Below are 15,009 nucleotides of genomic sequence, written 5' to 3'. Positions count from 1 at the left end.
GCTGCGGGCGCGGGCGCCCGGGCTGAGATTCATGCAACGACAAGGGACTCCCCCCCTATTCAGGCGCGGCCCTCCCGCGGAGGTGCGGCTGGTCATCCTGGTCGTCCTGGCACTGGCTCTGATCATCATGGATTCGCAGTGGCGCATGCTGGAACCGGCACGCCGCGCGATGTCCGTGGCGCTGTATCCCTTCCAGCGCGCCGTCATGGCGCCGCGCGACCTGGTTCAACAGGTCAACGAGTGGGTCAATGCCGCCAACCTCATCCGCACTGAAAACGAAGCCCTGCAGCGCCAGCGCATCGAGTTGGCCCAGGTTGCCACGCACGCGGCCCAGTTGGCCGCCGAAAACGCGCAATTGCGCCGCCTGCTTGGCGTGACCGATACCGTGGCGCAGTCGGCCGTGGTGGTGGAAGTGCTGTACGAGCCTACCAACGCCTTCAACCAGCGGCTGGTGTTCAACAAGGGCAGCAAGGCCGGCCTGGCGCCGGGCATGCCCGTGATCGATGAAGGCGGCGTGGTCGGCCAGATCGTGCGCGTGACCCCCATGACGGCCGAAGCCGCCCTGGTCACCGACGAGCAGGTGTCCATTCCGGTGCAACTGCTGCGCAATGGCCTGCGGCTGATCGCCTTTGGCGGGAACTCTCCCGGCAAGATGGAGGTCCGTTACCTCGCGGCCAATGCCGACATCAAGGAAGGCGATACGATCGTCACCAGCGGTGTCGGCGGGCTGTTTCCCGCCGGCCTGCCGGTGGCCAAAGTAACCTCGGTCGAGCGCGATACCGCTTCCGGCTTCGCGCGCGCCGTCTGCGAACCGCTGGCCCACCCTGAACGCTATCGCCACTTCCTGGTCCTGCAGGTGGACGTGGAACGTGCCGAGTCCAACCGTCAGGAGGTCGATTCCGGTGGATCGGACTAACCAACAATCATCCGGGCAACCGCGGCGCCGGCTGGGCACGCCCAGCAACGTCCACCCGGAACGCCTGTCGGGCCCCGCGCACGGGGTGTTCGTCTGGGGCACCATCCTGCTGGTCTGGCTGGTGTCGCTGCTGCCCTGGCGCCTGTGGCAGGGCGCGCCGGACGTCCTGATCCTGATCATCGCCTTCTGGTGCGTGCACGAGCCGCGCCGTGTCGGCCTGTTCACCGCCTTCTTTTTCGGCCTGCTGATGGACGTGCATGACGCCGGCCTGCTCGGCGAGCACGCGCTGTCCTACACCTTGGTCGCCTACGGCGCCGTGGTGCTGCACCGCCGCCTGCAACGGTTCGACCTCTGGAGCCAGGCCATGCACATGCTGCCTGTGTTCCTGATCGCCCGTTTCCTCACCCAGATCATCCACGCCTGGCTGGCCGGCAAGTGGCCGGGTTGGGATTGGGGCGTCAGCGTGGCCATCACGGCTGCTCTGTGGCCGCTGGCGGGCTGGGTGCTGCACTTGCCGCAGCGCGGCGCCGACGACGCCGAATCTTCCTCCGCCTGACGGCGGCGCCGCGTCTCATGTTCGAATTCAAGAAAACCGGCCAGCAGCAGAAGCAGCGCTTTCGCCTGCGCGCCTGGGTGGGCGGCGTGTTCGCGCTGGCCTGCTTCGGCGTGCTGGTGGGCCGGTTCTGGTACCTGCAGGTCGACCGCTACGAAGGCCTGTCCGAGCGCGCCGACCGCAACCGCATCGCGGTGGTGCCGATCCCGCCGCGCCGCGGCGAGATCCTCGACCGCAACGGCGAGGTGCTGGCGCGCAACTACCGCACCTACACGCTTGAAGTGGTGCCGGCGCAGGCCGGCAACATGAATGCGCTGTTCGAGCGGTTGACGCAGGTGGTCTACATCAGCCCGGCCGACCAACGCCGCTTCAAGCGCCGCGCGGCCGAGTCCAGCCGTTACGCCAGCCTGCAACTGCGCAACAACCTCAATGAAACCGAGGCCGCCTGGTTCGCCGCCCACGCCTTCCAGTTTCCGGGTGTCGAGCTGCGCGCGCGCTGGGTGCGCGAGTATCCGCAAGGCCAGTCCGCCGCCCACGTGGTCGGCTACATCGGCCGCATTGCCGAGGGCGACATCGAGGAACTCGAGCGCGCCGGCCAATTGGGCAATTACCGGGGCACTGACGTCATCGGCAAGAAGGGCATCGAGAAAACCTGGGAAGAAGCCCTGCACGGCCGCACCGGCCTCGAAGAAGTGGAAGTGACCGCGGGCGGACGCCCCATGCGCACGCTGCGCAGGATCGATCCCGTGCCTGGTTCGGACATCATGCTGTCGATCGACCTGGGCCTGCAGAAGGTGGCCGAGGAAGCCTTCGTCGGCCAGCGTGGCGCGCTGGTGGCGATCGATCCCGACACCGGCGAGGTGCTGGCCTTCGTATCGCAGCCTTCGTTCGACCCCAACCTGTTCGTCGATGGCATCGACGTGGACAACTGGCGCATGCTGAACGAATCGCCGGACCACCCGCTGATCAATCGGCCTCTGTACGGCACCTATCCGATCGGCTCGACCTACAAGCCCTTCGTTGGCCTGGCGGCGCTGGAGCTGGGCAAGCGCCGCGCCACCGACCGCATCTCCGATCCCGGCTACTTCGAGTTCGGCGGCCAGAAATTCCGCAACGCCGGCGGCGCCGCCTACGGCATGACCGACATGCACAAGGCCATCGTGGTGTCGTCGGATACGTATTTCTATTCGCTGGGCCCCGAGATCGGCGTGAACGCGCTGCACGATTTCACCAAGCAATTCGGCTTCGGCCAGATCACCGGCATCGACCTAGAAGGCGAAAAGCGCGGCGTGCTGCCGTCCACCGACTGGAAGCGTTCGGCCTACAAGGACAAGGAACGCCAGCGCTGGTACGCCGGCGAGACCATCTCCGTCGCCGTGGGCCAGGGCTACAACGCCTTCACATTGCTGCAGTTGGCGCAGGGCACCTCGACGCTGGCCAACGACGGGCTGTACCGCCGTCCGCACCTGGTGCACGCGGTGCGGGATCCGCGCTCGGGCGTGGCCAAGCCCACCGAGTCCGCGCCCGACTACCGCATCCCGCTCAAGCAGGCCAACGTCGACGTCATCAAGAACGCCATGGCCGACGTGGTCCGCGCCGGCACGGCGCGCCGCGCGTTTGCCAATGCACCCTACCAGGCCGCCGGCAAGACCGGCACGGCCCAGGTTTTCAGCCTGCGTGGCGGCCACTACCGCGCCAGCGCCATCGACGAACGCCTGCGCGACCACGCGCTGTTCATGGGTTTCGCGCCGCTGGAACACCCGCGCATCGCGGTCGCCCTGATCGTCGAGAACGCCGGCTGGGGCGCCAGCGTGGCCGCGCCGGTGGCGCGCAAGGTATTCGACTACTGGTTGTCCAAGGACCGCCAGGACAAGATCCAGCGCCCCGAGCGCAACGCGTCGACGGCCTCGGTCGAAACCATCACCTCCGACCTGGTGCGCCAACAATGAAGCGTCTCGGCCTGATCCTGCTGCGCGTCTTCACGGCCTTTGACTGGCCGCTGCTGGCGATCCTGATGATGTTCGCCGCGCTCGGCCTGACCGTCATGCATTCGGCGGTGGGCGGCACCGACTGGCGCTTCGCCGAGCAGTCGCGCAACTTCATCATCGCCTTCTTCGCCATGTGGACCATGGCGCTGATCCCGCCCAAGTGGCTGATGAAGCTGGCCTTGCCGTTCTACGTGGTCGGCGTGGTGCTGCTGCTGGGCGTGGAATTCTTCGGCGAGACCAGCAAGGGCGCGACGCGCTGGCTCAACCTGGGCGTGACCCGCATCCAGCCGTCCGAGATGATGAAGATCGCCGTGCCCATGATGCTGGCCTGGTACTTCCAGCGCCACGAGGGCGCGGTCCGCATCCGCGACTTCCTGGCCGCCGCCGCGATGCTGGCGGCCCCTTTCGGCCTGATCGTGCTGCAACCCGACCTGGGCACCGCGCTGCTGGTGTTCGGCGCCGGTTTCTTCGTCATCTACTTCGCCGGCCTCTCATTCAAGCTGCTGGTCCCGGTCATGCTGGCCGGCATCATCGGCATCGGCACGCTGGTGTACTACGAAGACCAGTTATGCGAACCGGACGTCAACTGGGTGGTGCTGCACGACTACCAGAAGCATCGCGTCTGCACGCTGCTCAACCCCAGTTCCGACCCGCTCGGCAAGGGCTTCCACACGATCCAGTCGATGATCGCGGTGGGCTCGGGCGGCGTCTACGGCAAGGGTTACATGAAGGGCACGCAGACCCATCTGGACTTCATTCCCGAACGCACCACCGACTTCATCTTCGCCGTCTACGCCGAGGAATTCGGCCTGTACGGCGGCATCGCCATCCTGGTGCTGTACGGCCTGATGATGGCCCGCGGCCTGACCATCGCTTCGCGCGCGTCATCGCAGTTCGGGCGGTTGCTGTCCGGGGCGTTGACGATGATGCTGTTCATCTATGTATTTGTGAACGTGGGCATGGTGACGGGGATTCTGCCTGTCGTGGGCGTGCCATTACCTTTCATGAGCTATGGCGGTACCGCGTTGTTCACCATGGGGATTGCGTTTGGGATCATGATGAGCATTAGTCGGCATCGGTCGGTCAAGAGCTGAGCAGTTTTTCTTCGTAGGCCGCCCGGGGTGGTGGGCGCACGGGTGGGCGCGCCTGCGATTGCGGTCCGGAGCGTTCGCTCCGGACTTCCCCGTCCTCAACCTCGTCCGCCTTCGGCTCCCTACGGTTTCCGTCGGGCGCATCTGAACGGCGCGCCCCCCCGTGCGCCCACCGCCCCGGGCTACCGGTGTCGAGGAATGTGACGCTGCTGCAGCGTGGGGTAAGGAGAGAGTCTTGCGTCGCCCGCCGATGATGGCCGCGCGGGTGGCCATCATCGGCATACATGGTGTCTGGCGTCGGGGCGGGGTTCGCTGCGCGTGGGTGACGAGTGGGGTTCTGATAATTCCGTATGGTCAGGGGAGGGGGCGGTGGTGGTCGGCGCGGCGTAGAACGTATTGCGCGTGACGGACCTCTCGCGCCGACCACGCCGATGAACATCACACGTCCCTCACCAGCGGCTACGCCGCCACCCCCTCGACGTTTCCACATCGCGTAAGCCCAAAAAGGCCGCCCGCGCGGCCGGCTTTGGGCGGGCCCCGCAAGATCCTCCCCTCCATTCCAGTCGTTGGCAAAAACGCCAAGCACACTGCTCGTCCCTGCAATGGCGAAACCAAGACGACGTGAGCCCGTTGCGTTGGCGGGCGGGGGCGGCGGGGCGTGTAGATGCGCCCGAGGGAAACCGTAGGGAGCCGAAGGCGTACGAGGTTGACAACGGGGCAGTCCGGAGCGAACGCTCCGGACCGCAATCGTAGCCCCGCCGCCCCCGCCCGCCAACGCAACGGGCGGCTCAAGAACCCCTGAGCCGCCCGCAAAAACAACCGTAAACACAAACCCTCAAGGCAACGCTTCAGGCACCCCTAAGTCCGCGGCCAGCTTCTTCAATCCATCCCAGATTGGGGGCGCGAATTCCAGCGACTCCGCGTTCAGCTCGCGATTGCGGGCTTCGTACTCGCCCGGATACTGGACGCCGTCCACGCCCGGTTGCGGCGGGCAGGCATGCAGGTAGTCGATGAACGCGCCCACTTCCATCGAGCGCCAGTCCGTATTGAAGTCCACCTGCGGATCCAGCAGCAGCGCGAACATGTTGTTCGTCGCCACCCCGTTGCGCGGATGCTCCGGCTGGATCGTGCCGCCGCCGGACAGCACGCCCGCCAGCAGCTCGGCCACCAGGCCCATCGCGTAACCCTTGTGGCCGCCGAACGGCAGCAGGGCGCCCGGCGGATCGGTGAACAGCGCGCCCGGATCCGTGGTCGGATTGCCCTGCGCATCGATCAGCGACCCCGGAGGCGCCTGCTCGCCCTTGGCCGCCAGCACGCGCGCCTTGTTCACCGCGATCGAGCTGGTCGCCATGTCGACGATGAACGGCGGGCGGCCGCCCGGCAGCGGGCCCGCGAAGCACAGCGGATTGGTCGTCAGGCAGGCGCGCGCGCCGCCGAACGGCGCCACCGTGGGGGCGCGGTTGATTACGTTGGTGAAGGCCAGCAGGATCAGGCCCTTGGCCGCCACCATCTCGCCGTAATGGCCCATGCGGCCCAGGTGATGGCTGCGGCGCAGCGTCAGGATGCACTGGCCGTGCTCCTGCGTGCGTTCGATGGCCTTCTCGATCACGACCTTGCCGATGTACTGGCCCAGGCCGTTGTGGCCGTCATAGGCCAGCATGGCGCCGCGGTCGTTGAGCAGCTCGGGGCGGCCGTCGGCCTGCGCCAGGCCTTCGCCCAGCACACGCCGGTAGTTGGTCAGGATCGACAGGCCGTGGCTGGTGTAGCCGACCCGGTCGGACTCCACCAGGTGCTCGGCCACGTCGTGGGCGATGTCTTCCGGCACGCCTTGCGCCATCAGCACGCGGCGCCCGTATTCATTGGCTTGGGCAATGGAGATCTTCATGATGCGACCTCCTTACAGCCAGCCGAGCCAGCGCCAGTAGGTCATGCCCATCAGCATCATCAGCGCATAGCCGATGACGGTGACCAGGATGCCGACCTTGGCGAACTGCTTGGCGTTGAAGGTTTCCGTGCCCAGGCACACCATGTTCTGCGGCGCGTTGATCGGCAGGATGAAGCCATAGCTCACCACGAAGCCCAGCAGCATGGTCATGCCCAGGCGGCTGAAGTCGCCCGGCAGCGTGGCCAGCACCGAGATCAGGATCGGCAGCATCGCCGAGGTCAGCGCGGTGGCGCTGGCGAACCCCAGGTGGATGATGATCAGGAAGGCCGACAGGATCGCGAAGATGGCCAGCGGGCCGAGGTGGTCCAGACCCGTGTGCGCCACCACCTGGTTGCCCAGCCACTGGCCGGCCTGCGTGGTCAGCAACGCGGTGCCCAGGCTGATGCCGACGCCGAACACGATCACGGTGCCCCATGGAATGCGCGATTGCACGTCTTTCCACGTCATCACGCCAAAGCGCGGCAGCAGCAACAGGACCAGGCCGAAGTAGGTGGTCGAGGTGGTGTCGAACTTGTGCAGCTTGCCTTCGGTCGACCAGAACAGCAGCAGCATGACCGATACGGCCATCAGGCGCTTTTGCGCGCCCGTCATCGGGCCAAGCTCGAGCAGCGATTTCTCGACGGCTTCCTTGCCCCCCGCGATGCTGTCGCTCTCCGGCGGCAGCAGCTTGAGCACGATGATGATCAGCACGGCCGACATGATCAGCGACCACGGTGCGCCCGCGATCAGCCAGTCCGACCAGGCCACGCGCTGGCCCAGCATCTTTTCCATGAAGCCGACGGTCAGCAGGTTCTGCGCGGCGGCGGTCTGGATGCCGACGTTCCAGATGCTGGTGGCCTGCGCCACGATGATCATGATGCCGGCGGCGATGTTCGAGCGCTTGTCCACGCCGAAGGCCGCGATCACGCCCATCATGATGGGCACCACGGCGGCGCTGCGGGCGGTCGCGCTGGGCACCACCAGGCTCAGCACGATGGTCACCGCGATACATCCGATCAGGATGCGGCGCGTGCTGGTGCCGACCTTGGACAGCGTCACCAGCGCGATGCGCCGGTCCAGCCCGGTGAAGGTCATGGCCGCGGCGATGAACAGGGCGCCGGTGACCAGCGCGAGCGCCGAGTTGGCAAAGCCGGTCAAGGCCATGCTGATGGCAGCCGAGGTGCCGTACAGCACCTGGGGATCCTTGATTGTGGGCGCGGTGCCCAGCAGGAAGGCCATCAGCGTCGTGATCATGATCGCGCTGGCTTCGTAGGACACGGCTTCCGTGATCCACACCACCACCGCGAAGGCCAGGATGGCCAGCATGCGATGCCCTGCGACCGGCAGGTCGGCGGGCAGCGGCAGCATCAGCACGCCGATCATGACGATGAAGCCGGCGACCAGGCCGATCGGGATTTTTGTTTTCTTGGGGGCTTGCGAGGCAGGGACAGCGGTTTCCGCAGTCATATCCATCTCCGGTTGAGGTCAAACTGACGGCGCCTCGTTGCCAAGCCTTGGCTGGTGCAGAACGAAGTGCCGACGCTACAGAATGATCGTGACGGCATTAAGGAAAACCCGTATTGATAGATGTCAATTTGGGGGACAATCGTGCTTGTCGGAAAACCGATCCGGAGATTATGCTCGTCGGCTGCCGAAAATCGCAACCCTGCGAATGTTGCATAAAAACAAACAAATGCAGGGATCGCAGTCGCACAAGACCGCTAATTCGTTCGTGTTATGACGCGAATAAGGTCAACCCAGCGCCAGGCGCAACTGTTCGTCCAGGTGCTGTGTGGGTAACACGCGCCAGCCGCTCTGGGCGTAGCGCAGCCATCGGCCCAGCACCAGGTGCGTCAGCAGGCTTGCGTGCGCGGCCACGTTGGCCTCGGGCGGCAGGCCGCCATCGCTGACGGCGATGCGCAGCGATTGCTTCAACGACGCCTCGATGCGGTCGTTGATGTGGTTGATCCGTTCCTGCAGGCGATTGTCCTCCGTGACCAGGGCGTCCCCGGTCAGCACCCGCGTCATGCCCTTGTTGCGTTCCGAGAACGTCAGCAGCATCGATACCGTCTGGTGGGCCTGCGACAGGCCGTAGGGCTCGGCGGTCGCGATCTGGTTCACCAGCGTGAAGATGCTGGTCTCGATGAACTCGATCAATCCCTCGAACATCTGCGCCTTGCTGGCGAAGTGCCGGTACAACGCGGCTTCCGAGACCGCCAGGCGCGCGGCCAGCGCCGCCGTGGTGATGCGCGAAGCGTGCGGCTGCTCCAGCATTTCGGCCAGGGTCTGCAGAATCTGGGTCTTGCGCTCGCCGGGTTTGCTCGCCATGGACGGGTCTGGTGTTACGCAGGCAGGGGGTGGGAGAGGAGGGCGCTAGCCCCGCAAGGGACGCCGGCGCAGCAGCAGATCACTGACGCAGTTTACCCGCAAGTCGACGTACGACGGTCGCTGCGCGCGGCCCCGTCCGAACGGCGTGCCGGGATGGAATACGTGCACCGTGCGCAGTCCGGCGCGACGGGCGCCGCGCAGGTTTGCAAGCGTGTCTTCGACCAGCACCGCCTGGCGCGCCGGCACGCCTTCGCGCGCCAGCACGTGGCGCAGCAGGGCGGGTGAAGGCTTGGGACGGAATTCGCCGTGCAGCCGCATGTGCTCGATGGCCCACAGGCTGTCGAACTGTCGCAGGATGCCCAGCCGCCGCAGCACGGCGCGCGCGTAATGCAGCGGCGCGTTGGTCAGCAGCACCTTGCGGCCCGGCAACTGCCGCAGCTTGTAGGCCAGCGCCTTCTCGGCGCGCACCAGCGGGTTGACATCGAAGTCGTGGCTGCGGTGCAGGAAGGCGTGCGGATCGATGCCATGGTTGCGCACCATGCCGATCATCGTCGCGCCGTAGCGCTGCCAGTATTGCTTGCGCACGGCGTTGGCGGTATCGACGTCCACGTCCAGCGCCTCGGCCACGGCCATGGTCATGCCGTGATCGATCTGCGGAAAGATGGCGTGCGAGGTGTCGTGGAGCGTGTTGTCCAGGTCAAACAACCACAGGCGCCCGGGGGCGCCTGTGGCGGTGCGGCGCGAGCGGCGCTGGCGCACCGCCGGCCGCAGCAGGGTGCGCAGCGCTCGCATCAGTGCGAGCTGATCATCGTGCCAACGCCCTGGTCGGTCAGGATTTCCAGCAGCAGGCAGTGCGGCACGCGGCCGTCGACGATGTGCACCGAGTTGACGCCGTTCTTGGCGGCATCCAGCGCCGACGAGATCTTGGGCAGCATGCCGCCCGAGATGGTGCCGTCGGCGAACAGCTCGTCGATGGTCTGGGCCGACAGGCTGCGCAGCAGCTTGCCGCCCTTGTCCAGCACGCCCGGGGTGTTGGTCAGCATCAGCAGCTTTTCGGCGCCCAGGACTTCGGCCATCTTGCCGGCGACGACGTCGGCGTTGATGTTGTAGGCAGTGCCGTCTTCACCGTAGCCGATGGGCGAGATGACCGGAATGAACTGGTCGTCCTGCAAGGCCTTGACCACCGCCGGTTCGACCAGGGTGATGTCGCCCACGAAGCCGATGTCGATCGGTTCGGCGGGGTTCTCCTTGTTGGCCATCAGCTTTTTCTGGGCCTGGATCAGTCCGCCGTCCTTGCCGGTCAGGCCCACGGCCTTGCCGCCGACCTCGTTGATCATCATGACGATGTCCTGCTGGACCTGGCCGCCCAGCACCCATTCGACCACTTCCATGGTCTCGGCGTCGGTCACGCGCATGCCCTGGATGAAGGTGCCTTGCTTGCCGATGCGGCGCAACGCGTCGTCGATCTGCGGACCGCCGCCGTGCACCACCACCGGATTCAGACCCACCAGCTTGAGCAACACCACGTCATGCGCGAAGCTGCGTTGCAATCGCTCTTCCGTCATGGCGTTGCCGCCGTACTTGACCACGATGGTTTTGCCGTGGAATCGTCGGATATAGGGCAGCGCTTCGGAGAGCACCGCGGCTTTGACAGCGGGAGACGAGACGGCAGCAGGGTCGGGGGTGTCGGTCATGGCGGCTAAGTCGGCAATAAGTAGGGTATGAAAGTTAGAGGTTGAAAGCCTGCGCCGCTGATGGCGTGAAGGCATTGCCCCCCGTGGGGGCGTGGGGTCCGGCAGTAAAAAATGCCTGCACAGGAACGCGTTGGCAACGCGGTAGCGCAAGCATACGACGGATTGTAGTCCCCCCAGGTTTCTTATGCTTTAAACCCATGTTGATATGCCCGACAAATAACCGGCATTGGGGTAAATTGGGGGCGTTTTCGCAACGGAGCGCCCCTCACAAGGGGGAATCTCCACACCGGCCGGGCATATGCCCCCAAATTTCTACCTATAAAAGAGGCAACTCATGCGTTTGAATTTCGTCCGTTCCGCCCTGGTGGCGTCGGCCCTGCTGGTGGCGGCCACCGCCGCCCACGCCGAAAAGATCGTCGTCGGCGCCACCCAGGTGCCGCACGCCGAGATCCTGGAAGTGGTCAAGCCGCAACTGGCCAAGGAAGGCGTGGAACTCGACATCAAGGTCTTCAACGACTACGTCCAGCCCAACCTGCAACTGGCCGACAAGCAGCTCGACGCCAACTTCTTCCAGCACAAGCCGTACCTGGACACCTTCAACAAGGACCGCAAGGCCACGCTGGTGCCGGTCGCCCTGGTGCACGTCGAACCCTTCGGCGGCTACTCCAAGAAGATCAAGACCCTGGCCGAACTGAAGGACGGCGCCACCGTCGCCATCCCGAACGACCCCTCCAACGGCGGCCGCGCGCTGGTGCTGCTGCAGAAGCAGGGCGTCATCAAGCTGAAGGATCCGTCCAACATCCTGGCGACCGCCGCCGATGTGGTCGAGAACCCCAAGAAGCTGAAGTTCCGCGAACTCGAAGCCGCGATGCTGCCGCGCTCGCTGGACGACGTCGACCTGGCCCTGATCAACACCAACTACGCGCTCGAAGCCGGCCTGGTGCCGACCAAGGACGCGCTGTTCATCGAAGGCGCCGATTCGCCCTACGCCAACATCCTGGTGACCCGCGCCGACAACAAGGACGCGCCGGGCATCAAGAAGCTGGTCAACGCGCTGCACTCGCCCGAGGTGAAGAAGTTCATCCTCGACAAGTACAAAGGCGCCGTGGTGCCGGCGTTCTGATCGCGACGCGGGCCTGATTCCCCGCCAAGGCCGCCCGCTCATGCGGGCGGTTTCTTTTTGCGGGCCAGGCCGCGGCCAAATGAAAACCGCCCGACAGTGAACTGACCCCCGAAAGTTGGATATTGATCCGACCTTCGGGGGTTTTTACATGGCGAAGTATGAAGAGCAATTCAAGATCAAAGTGGTGCAGGCGTACCTGCAAGGCACGGACGGCTTCAAATCGGTGGCGCGCCGATACGAAGTGCCGCACTCAATGGTGCGGCGCTGGGTCGGGAGTTTTCGAGCGCATGGCGTTAACGGGTTGCGCAGGCAATCTGGCTCGTACAGCGCGGCCTTCAAACAATCGGTGCTGATCAAGATCCGGCGCGAAGGTCTGTCGGACACGCAGGCAGCGGTGTTGCTGGGGATTCGTCATACAGGGCACATTACGAAATGGCGCGCCCAGTATGATGCTGGGGGTATAGAGGCGCTGGCGCGCAAGCGCCGAGGAGCAAGCATGCCGCATAAGTACCCCCCAGAGCCGGTGTCCAAGGACATGACCAAGGAAGAACTCGAGCAAGAGCTGGCCTATCTGCGCGCGGAGAACGATTACCTAAAAAAAATGAAGGCCTTGATCGAAGCGGAGAAGACCCGGGCGCTGGTTGGAAAGCGCAAGTGGTCCAAGGATTAAGGCCCAAGCATCCGCTGGCACTACTGCTACGCGTCGCCAAGCTGTCGCGCAGCACGTTTTATTACCACCTGAAGTCGTTCGGAGCCGTGGACCCGTACGCCGAGCTCAAGCAGCGCATCAGCGCGGTCTACGCCCGTCACAAGGGCCGCTACGGCTACCGCCGGATTACGGCGGTCTTGCGCCAGGCCGGTGAGCTAGTGAACCACAAGACCGTGCAGAAGCTGATGCAGGCGCTAGGCTTGAAGTCGCTGGTGCGCGCCAAGAAGTACCGGTCCTACCGAGGCCAATCACACCACGTGGCGGCCAACGTGTTGGCGCGCGACTTCGAGGCGGCGCGTCCGAACCAAAAGTGGGTCACCGATGTGACCGAGTTCAACGTACGAGGCGAGAAGCTGTACCTGTCGCCGGTGATGGACCTATACAACGGCGAGATCGTGGCCTACGAGACCAGCCGCCGGCCGGTGTTCAAGCTCGTGGGCAGCATGCTGAAGAAGGCGCTGGCGCGGCTGCTGCCGACGGAGCGTCCAGTGCTGCACTCCGATCAGGGCTGGCAGTACCAGCAGCAGAACTACAGGCGGATGCTGGCAGATAGATCGGTGACGCAAAGCATGTCACGCAAGGGAAACTGCCTGGACAATGCCGCTATGGAAAGCTTCTTCGGCACGCTCAAGGCTGAGTTCTTCCACTTGAATCGCTTCGAAAGCATCGAGCAGTTGCAAGCCGGCATTCGACAGTACATCCGTTACTACAATCACGATCGCATCAAGCTCAAGCTAAAAGGCCTGAGCCCGGTGCAATACCGAGCTCAGGCCTTCGGGCTTTAGCTGACTGTCCAACTTCTGGGGGTCAGTTCACAGGCGGGCGGTTCATGGCGGCGGCAAAGGGGACCGGGATCAGCCCGCGGCCAGCGCCTTCTCGACGGTGGCGTGGAATTCAGCCACGTCGTATTCACCCAGGTAACGCTTGATAATGCGTCCCTGCTTGTCGATCAGGAACGCGGTGGGCGTCAGGCGGATGTCGCCGAAGGCGCGGGCGATCTCGCCCTTGGTGTCCAGGGCCACCGGGAACGGCAGCTTGCGGCTTTCCTTGAAGTTGAGCACGAAGTTGGGCGGATCGTAGTCCATGGCGACAGCGATGGCCTCGTAGCCCTTGCCCGCGTATTCGTTGTAGGCGGAGATCGTCTCGGGCATCTGCTTGACGCAGGTCACGCAACTGGTGGCCCAGAACTTGACCAGCACCACCTTGCCGCGCAGGTCCTGCATGGAGAAAGTCTTGCCTTCCAGCGTGGTGAAGGTGACATCCGGCGCGGCTTGCGTGGGGCGCAGGGTGAACCAGGCGCCGATACCGACCGCCACCAGGACGGCCAGGGCTACGATGGCTTTTTTCATTTGATGGGCATGGCCTCTACGGCACTGCCACCGCTGGGCGCGCTGCTGCCGCCGCCGGCAGCACTCGTGTCGCTCTCGATGGGGGCCTTGGTTTCGGTGGTGGTCGATTTGCCGCCGCTGTTCGACAGGCGAATCGCTTCCTCGCGGCTGATGGTCTCGAACAGTTTAACCACCTTTGCGACGCCGCTGAGATCCGCGACCGCGTTGGCGGCGTAGTCGCCCTCGGCCTGCGTCACCTTGCCCATCAGGTAGACCACGCTGTGGTCGGTGGTGACGGCGATGGTGCCGGAGGGCACGTACTTGGTGTTGAGCAGGGCGGTCTTGGCTTTGGAGGTGAGCCAGGTGTCGTTCGAACGCACGCCGAAGGACGCGATCGGGCCCACGGTGAGCTGGTTTATCACCTGCTTGACGTTCTCGACGCTCTGGGCGATGGCGGTGGCCTGCGACTTGGCTTCCTCGGTGGGCACGTCTCCGGTCAGCAGCAGGTGCCCGCCATAGGCCATGGCGTTGACGCGCGCGGTTTCACCCAGCTTTTGGGAGATCTGGCTCTGGGCCTTGAAGGCCATGTTCTGGTCTTCGAGCTGGATACCCGAGGTGCGCCGGTCGGTCACGACCACGGCCGTGGTGGCGGCCGCGCCACCCACGATCAGGGGCGCGCATGCGGACAGCGACAGGGCCGCGCCGGACAGGGCCGCGGCGAGCAGCAGGGGGCGGGCGGCGGTTCTGACGTTTGAAATCATTCGGTGTCTCCAAGCAGAAGAGCGTCAATGCCGTCGCAAAGCGCATGCAACAGCAGTATATGGACTTCCTGGATCCGCATGGTGCGATCGCTGGGAACACATAGATGGACGTCCATCGGCGTAATGAGTTCCCCCATGACGCCGCCGCCCTTGCCCGTCAAGGCCAGGACGTGCATTTCGCGGCTGGCGGCGGCTTCCATGGCGCGCACCACATTGGGCGAGTTGCCGCTGGTGGAGATGGCCACCAGCACGTCGCCAGCCTGGCCGAAGGCGTTGACCTGGCGTTCGAAGACTTCGTCGAAGCCGTAGTCGTTGCCGACCGCGGTGAGGATCGAGGTGTCGGTGTTCAGGGCGATGCCGGCCAGGGGCAGGCGTTCGCGTTCGAAGCGGCCCACCAGCTCGGCGATGAAATGTTGCGCGTCGGCGGCCGAGCCACCGTTGCCGCAAGCCAGAATCTTGCCGTTGTTGGCCAGGGCGCCAAACAGCACGTCCACCGCGATCGCCAGCGGCTCGGCCAGCACGTTCATGCTTTGTTCGTACGTGGCCATGGCGTCGCGAAAGTGCGACGTCATTCGAGAGGTCATATCCATGGCC

Annotated in this window: 14 protein-coding genes; 6 read left to right on the top strand and 8 right to left on the bottom strand. The window is 65.0% G+C overall.

Annotated features, from left to right (window positions below):
* Positions 1-31: 31 nt before the first annotated feature.
* Genes mreC through rodA form a run of 4 tightly spaced genes read left to right on the top strand, consistent with a single transcriptional unit; the run spans position 32 to position 4,551 of the window.
* Complete coding sequence (gene mreC / locus ACUDCK_RS27290; protein ID WP_049076925.1) at positions 32-916, top strand: rod shape-determining protein MreC; 885 nt, start codon at positions 32-34, stop codon at positions 914-916.
* Entirely contained in the window at positions 903-1,472 is a 570-nt protein-coding gene (gene mreD, locus ACUDCK_RS27285) for a rod shape-determining protein MreD (RefSeq protein WP_054500382.1), read from the top strand. The genes mreC and mreD overlap by 14 nt, the downstream gene beginning before the upstream one ends.
* Before the next feature lie 17 nt (positions 1,473-1,489).
* Positions 1,490-3,418, top strand: a complete 1,929-nt coding sequence (mrdA, locus tag ACUDCK_RS27280) for a penicillin-binding protein 2 (RefSeq protein WP_054500383.1) — start codon at positions 1,490-1,492, stop codon at positions 3,416-3,418.
* Positions 3,415-4,551 carry a rod shape-determining protein RodA gene (rodA, locus tag ACUDCK_RS27275; RefSeq protein WP_049076918.1) on the top strand — a complete coding sequence of 379 codons (1,137 nt, stop codon included), beginning with the start codon at positions 3,415-3,417 and terminating at the stop codon, positions 4,549-4,551. The genes mrdA and rodA overlap by 4 nt, the downstream gene beginning before the upstream one ends.
* Before the next feature lie 832 nt (positions 4,552-5,383).
* On the opposite strand, the gene ACUDCK_RS27270 is transcribed toward rodA, so the two are convergent.
* The 5 genes from ACUDCK_RS27270 to argB form a co-directional block, all read right to left on the bottom strand.
* Positions 5,384-6,433 (bottom strand): Ldh family oxidoreductase, encoded by a 1,050-nt coding sequence (locus ACUDCK_RS27270; RefSeq protein WP_175168405.1) that lies wholly within the window; start codon positions 6,431-6,433, stop codon positions 5,384-5,386.
* Positions 6,434-6,445: 12 nt separating this feature from the next.
* On the bottom strand, positions 6,446-7,939 hold the full coding sequence (locus tag ACUDCK_RS27265; protein WP_081273410.1) for a DASS family sodium-coupled anion symporter: 1,494 nt from the start codon (positions 7,937-7,939) through the stop codon (positions 6,446-6,448).
* 285 nt (positions 7,940-8,224) lie between these two features.
* The gene (gene slmA / locus ACUDCK_RS27260; RefSeq protein WP_054500386.1) at positions 8,225-8,800 is read right to left on the bottom strand and encodes a nucleoid occlusion factor SlmA; all 576 of its coding nucleotides are present in this window, start codon (positions 8,798-8,800) and stop codon (positions 8,225-8,227) included.
* A gap of 45 nt (positions 8,801-8,845) precedes the next feature.
* The gene (locus tag ACUDCK_RS27255; protein ID WP_054500387.1) at positions 8,846-9,592 is read right to left on the bottom strand and encodes a pyrimidine 5'-nucleotidase; all 747 of its coding nucleotides are present in this window, start codon (positions 9,590-9,592) and stop codon (positions 8,846-8,848) included.
* Entirely contained in the window at positions 9,592-10,494 is a 903-nt protein-coding gene (gene argB, locus ACUDCK_RS27250; RefSeq protein ID WP_026382124.1) for an acetylglutamate kinase, read from the bottom strand. Before argB ends, ACUDCK_RS27255 begins: the two co-directional genes overlap by 1 nt.
* Before the next feature lie 334 nt (positions 10,495-10,828).
* Here argB and ACUDCK_RS27245 point away from each other — a divergent pair, with 334 nt between their 5' ends.
* Both ACUDCK_RS27245 and ACUDCK_RS27240 read left to right on the top strand, forming a co-directional pair.
* The gene (locus tag ACUDCK_RS27245) at positions 10,829-11,617 is read left to right on the top strand and encodes a MetQ/NlpA family ABC transporter substrate-binding protein (protein WP_054500388.1); all 789 of its coding nucleotides are present in this window, start codon (positions 10,829-10,831) and stop codon (positions 11,615-11,617) included.
* 148 nt (positions 11,618-11,765) lie between these two features.
* Positions 11,766-13,111, top strand: a protein-coding gene (locus ACUDCK_RS27240) for an IS3 family transposase (RefSeq protein ID WP_374700840.1) whose coding sequence is annotated in 2 segments (ribosomal slippage) — positions 11,766-12,230 and positions 12,233-13,111 — 1,344 coding nt in all. Because the reading frame shifts where the segments join, the coding sequence is not laid out codon by codon here.
* Between the two features lie 69 nt (positions 13,112-13,180).
* Here ACUDCK_RS27240 and ACUDCK_RS27235 read toward each other — a convergent pair.
* From ACUDCK_RS27235 to ACUDCK_RS27225, 3 genes are read right to left on the bottom strand one after another with little or no spacing between them, the layout of a single operon-like run.
* Entirely contained in the window at positions 13,181-13,675 is a 495-nt protein-coding gene (locus tag ACUDCK_RS27235) for a peroxiredoxin family protein (protein WP_054500389.1), read from the bottom strand.
* Complete coding sequence (locus tag ACUDCK_RS27230) at positions 13,672-14,415, bottom strand: BON domain-containing protein (RefSeq protein WP_054500390.1); 744 nt, start codon at positions 14,413-14,415, stop codon at positions 13,672-13,674. Before ACUDCK_RS27230 ends, ACUDCK_RS27235 begins: the two co-directional genes overlap by 4 nt.
* Complete coding sequence (locus tag ACUDCK_RS27225; protein ID WP_006389868.1) at positions 14,412-15,005, bottom strand: phosphoheptose isomerase; 594 nt, start codon at positions 15,003-15,005, stop codon at positions 14,412-14,414. The genes ACUDCK_RS27230 and ACUDCK_RS27225 overlap by 4 nt, the downstream gene beginning before the upstream one ends.
* Positions 15,006-15,009 lie beyond the last annotated feature (4 nt).

This window comes from Achromobacter sp. CF-sbj1-Ac2-l (genome assembly GCF_052698165.1).
This window is presented reverse-complemented; position numbering and strand designations above follow the sequence as displayed.

Bases quoted from the DNA above. Each gene is read 5' to 3' on its own strand.
- rodA (WP_049076918.1), top strand. From the start codon at position 3,415: ATGAAGCGTCTCGGCCTGATCCTGCTGCGCGTCTTCACGGCCTTTGAC.
- mreC (WP_049076925.1), top strand. From the start codon at position 32: ATGCAACGACAAGGGACTCCCCCCCTATTCAGGCGCGGCCCTCCCGCG.
- argB (WP_026382124.1), bottom strand. From the start codon at position 10,494: ATGACCGACACCCCCGACCCTGCTGCCGTCTCGTCTCCCGCTGTCAAA.
- slmA (WP_054500386.1), bottom strand. From the start codon at position 8,800: ATGGCGAGCAAACCCGGCGAGCGCAAGACCCAGATTCTGCAGACCCTG.
- ACUDCK_RS27230 (WP_054500390.1), bottom strand. From the start codon at position 14,415: ATGATTTCAAACGTCAGAACCGCCGCCCGCCCCCTGCTGCTCGCCGCG.
- ACUDCK_RS27265 (WP_081273410.1), bottom strand. From the start codon at position 7,939: ATGACTGCGGAAACCGCTGTCCCTGCCTCGCAAGCCCCCAAGAAAACA.
- ACUDCK_RS27225 (WP_006389868.1), bottom strand. From the start codon at position 15,005: ATGGATATGACCTCTCGAATGACGTCGCACTTTCGCGACGCCATGGCC.
- ACUDCK_RS27270 (WP_175168405.1), bottom strand. From the start codon at position 6,433: ATGAAGATCTCCATTGCCCAAGCCAATGAATACGGGCGCCGCGTGCTG.
- ACUDCK_RS27235 (WP_054500389.1), bottom strand. From the start codon at position 13,675: ATGAAAAAAGCCATCGTAGCCCTGGCCGTCCTGGTGGCGGTCGGTATC.
- ACUDCK_RS27255 (WP_054500387.1), bottom strand. From the start codon at position 9,592: ATGCGAGCGCTGCGCACCCTGCTGCGGCCGGCGGTGCGCCAGCGCCGC.
- ACUDCK_RS27245 (WP_054500388.1), top strand. From the start codon at position 10,829: ATGCGTTTGAATTTCGTCCGTTCCGCCCTGGTGGCGTCGGCCCTGCTG.
- mrdA (WP_054500383.1), top strand. From the start codon at position 1,490: ATGTTCGAATTCAAGAAAACCGGCCAGCAGCAGAAGCAGCGCTTTCGC.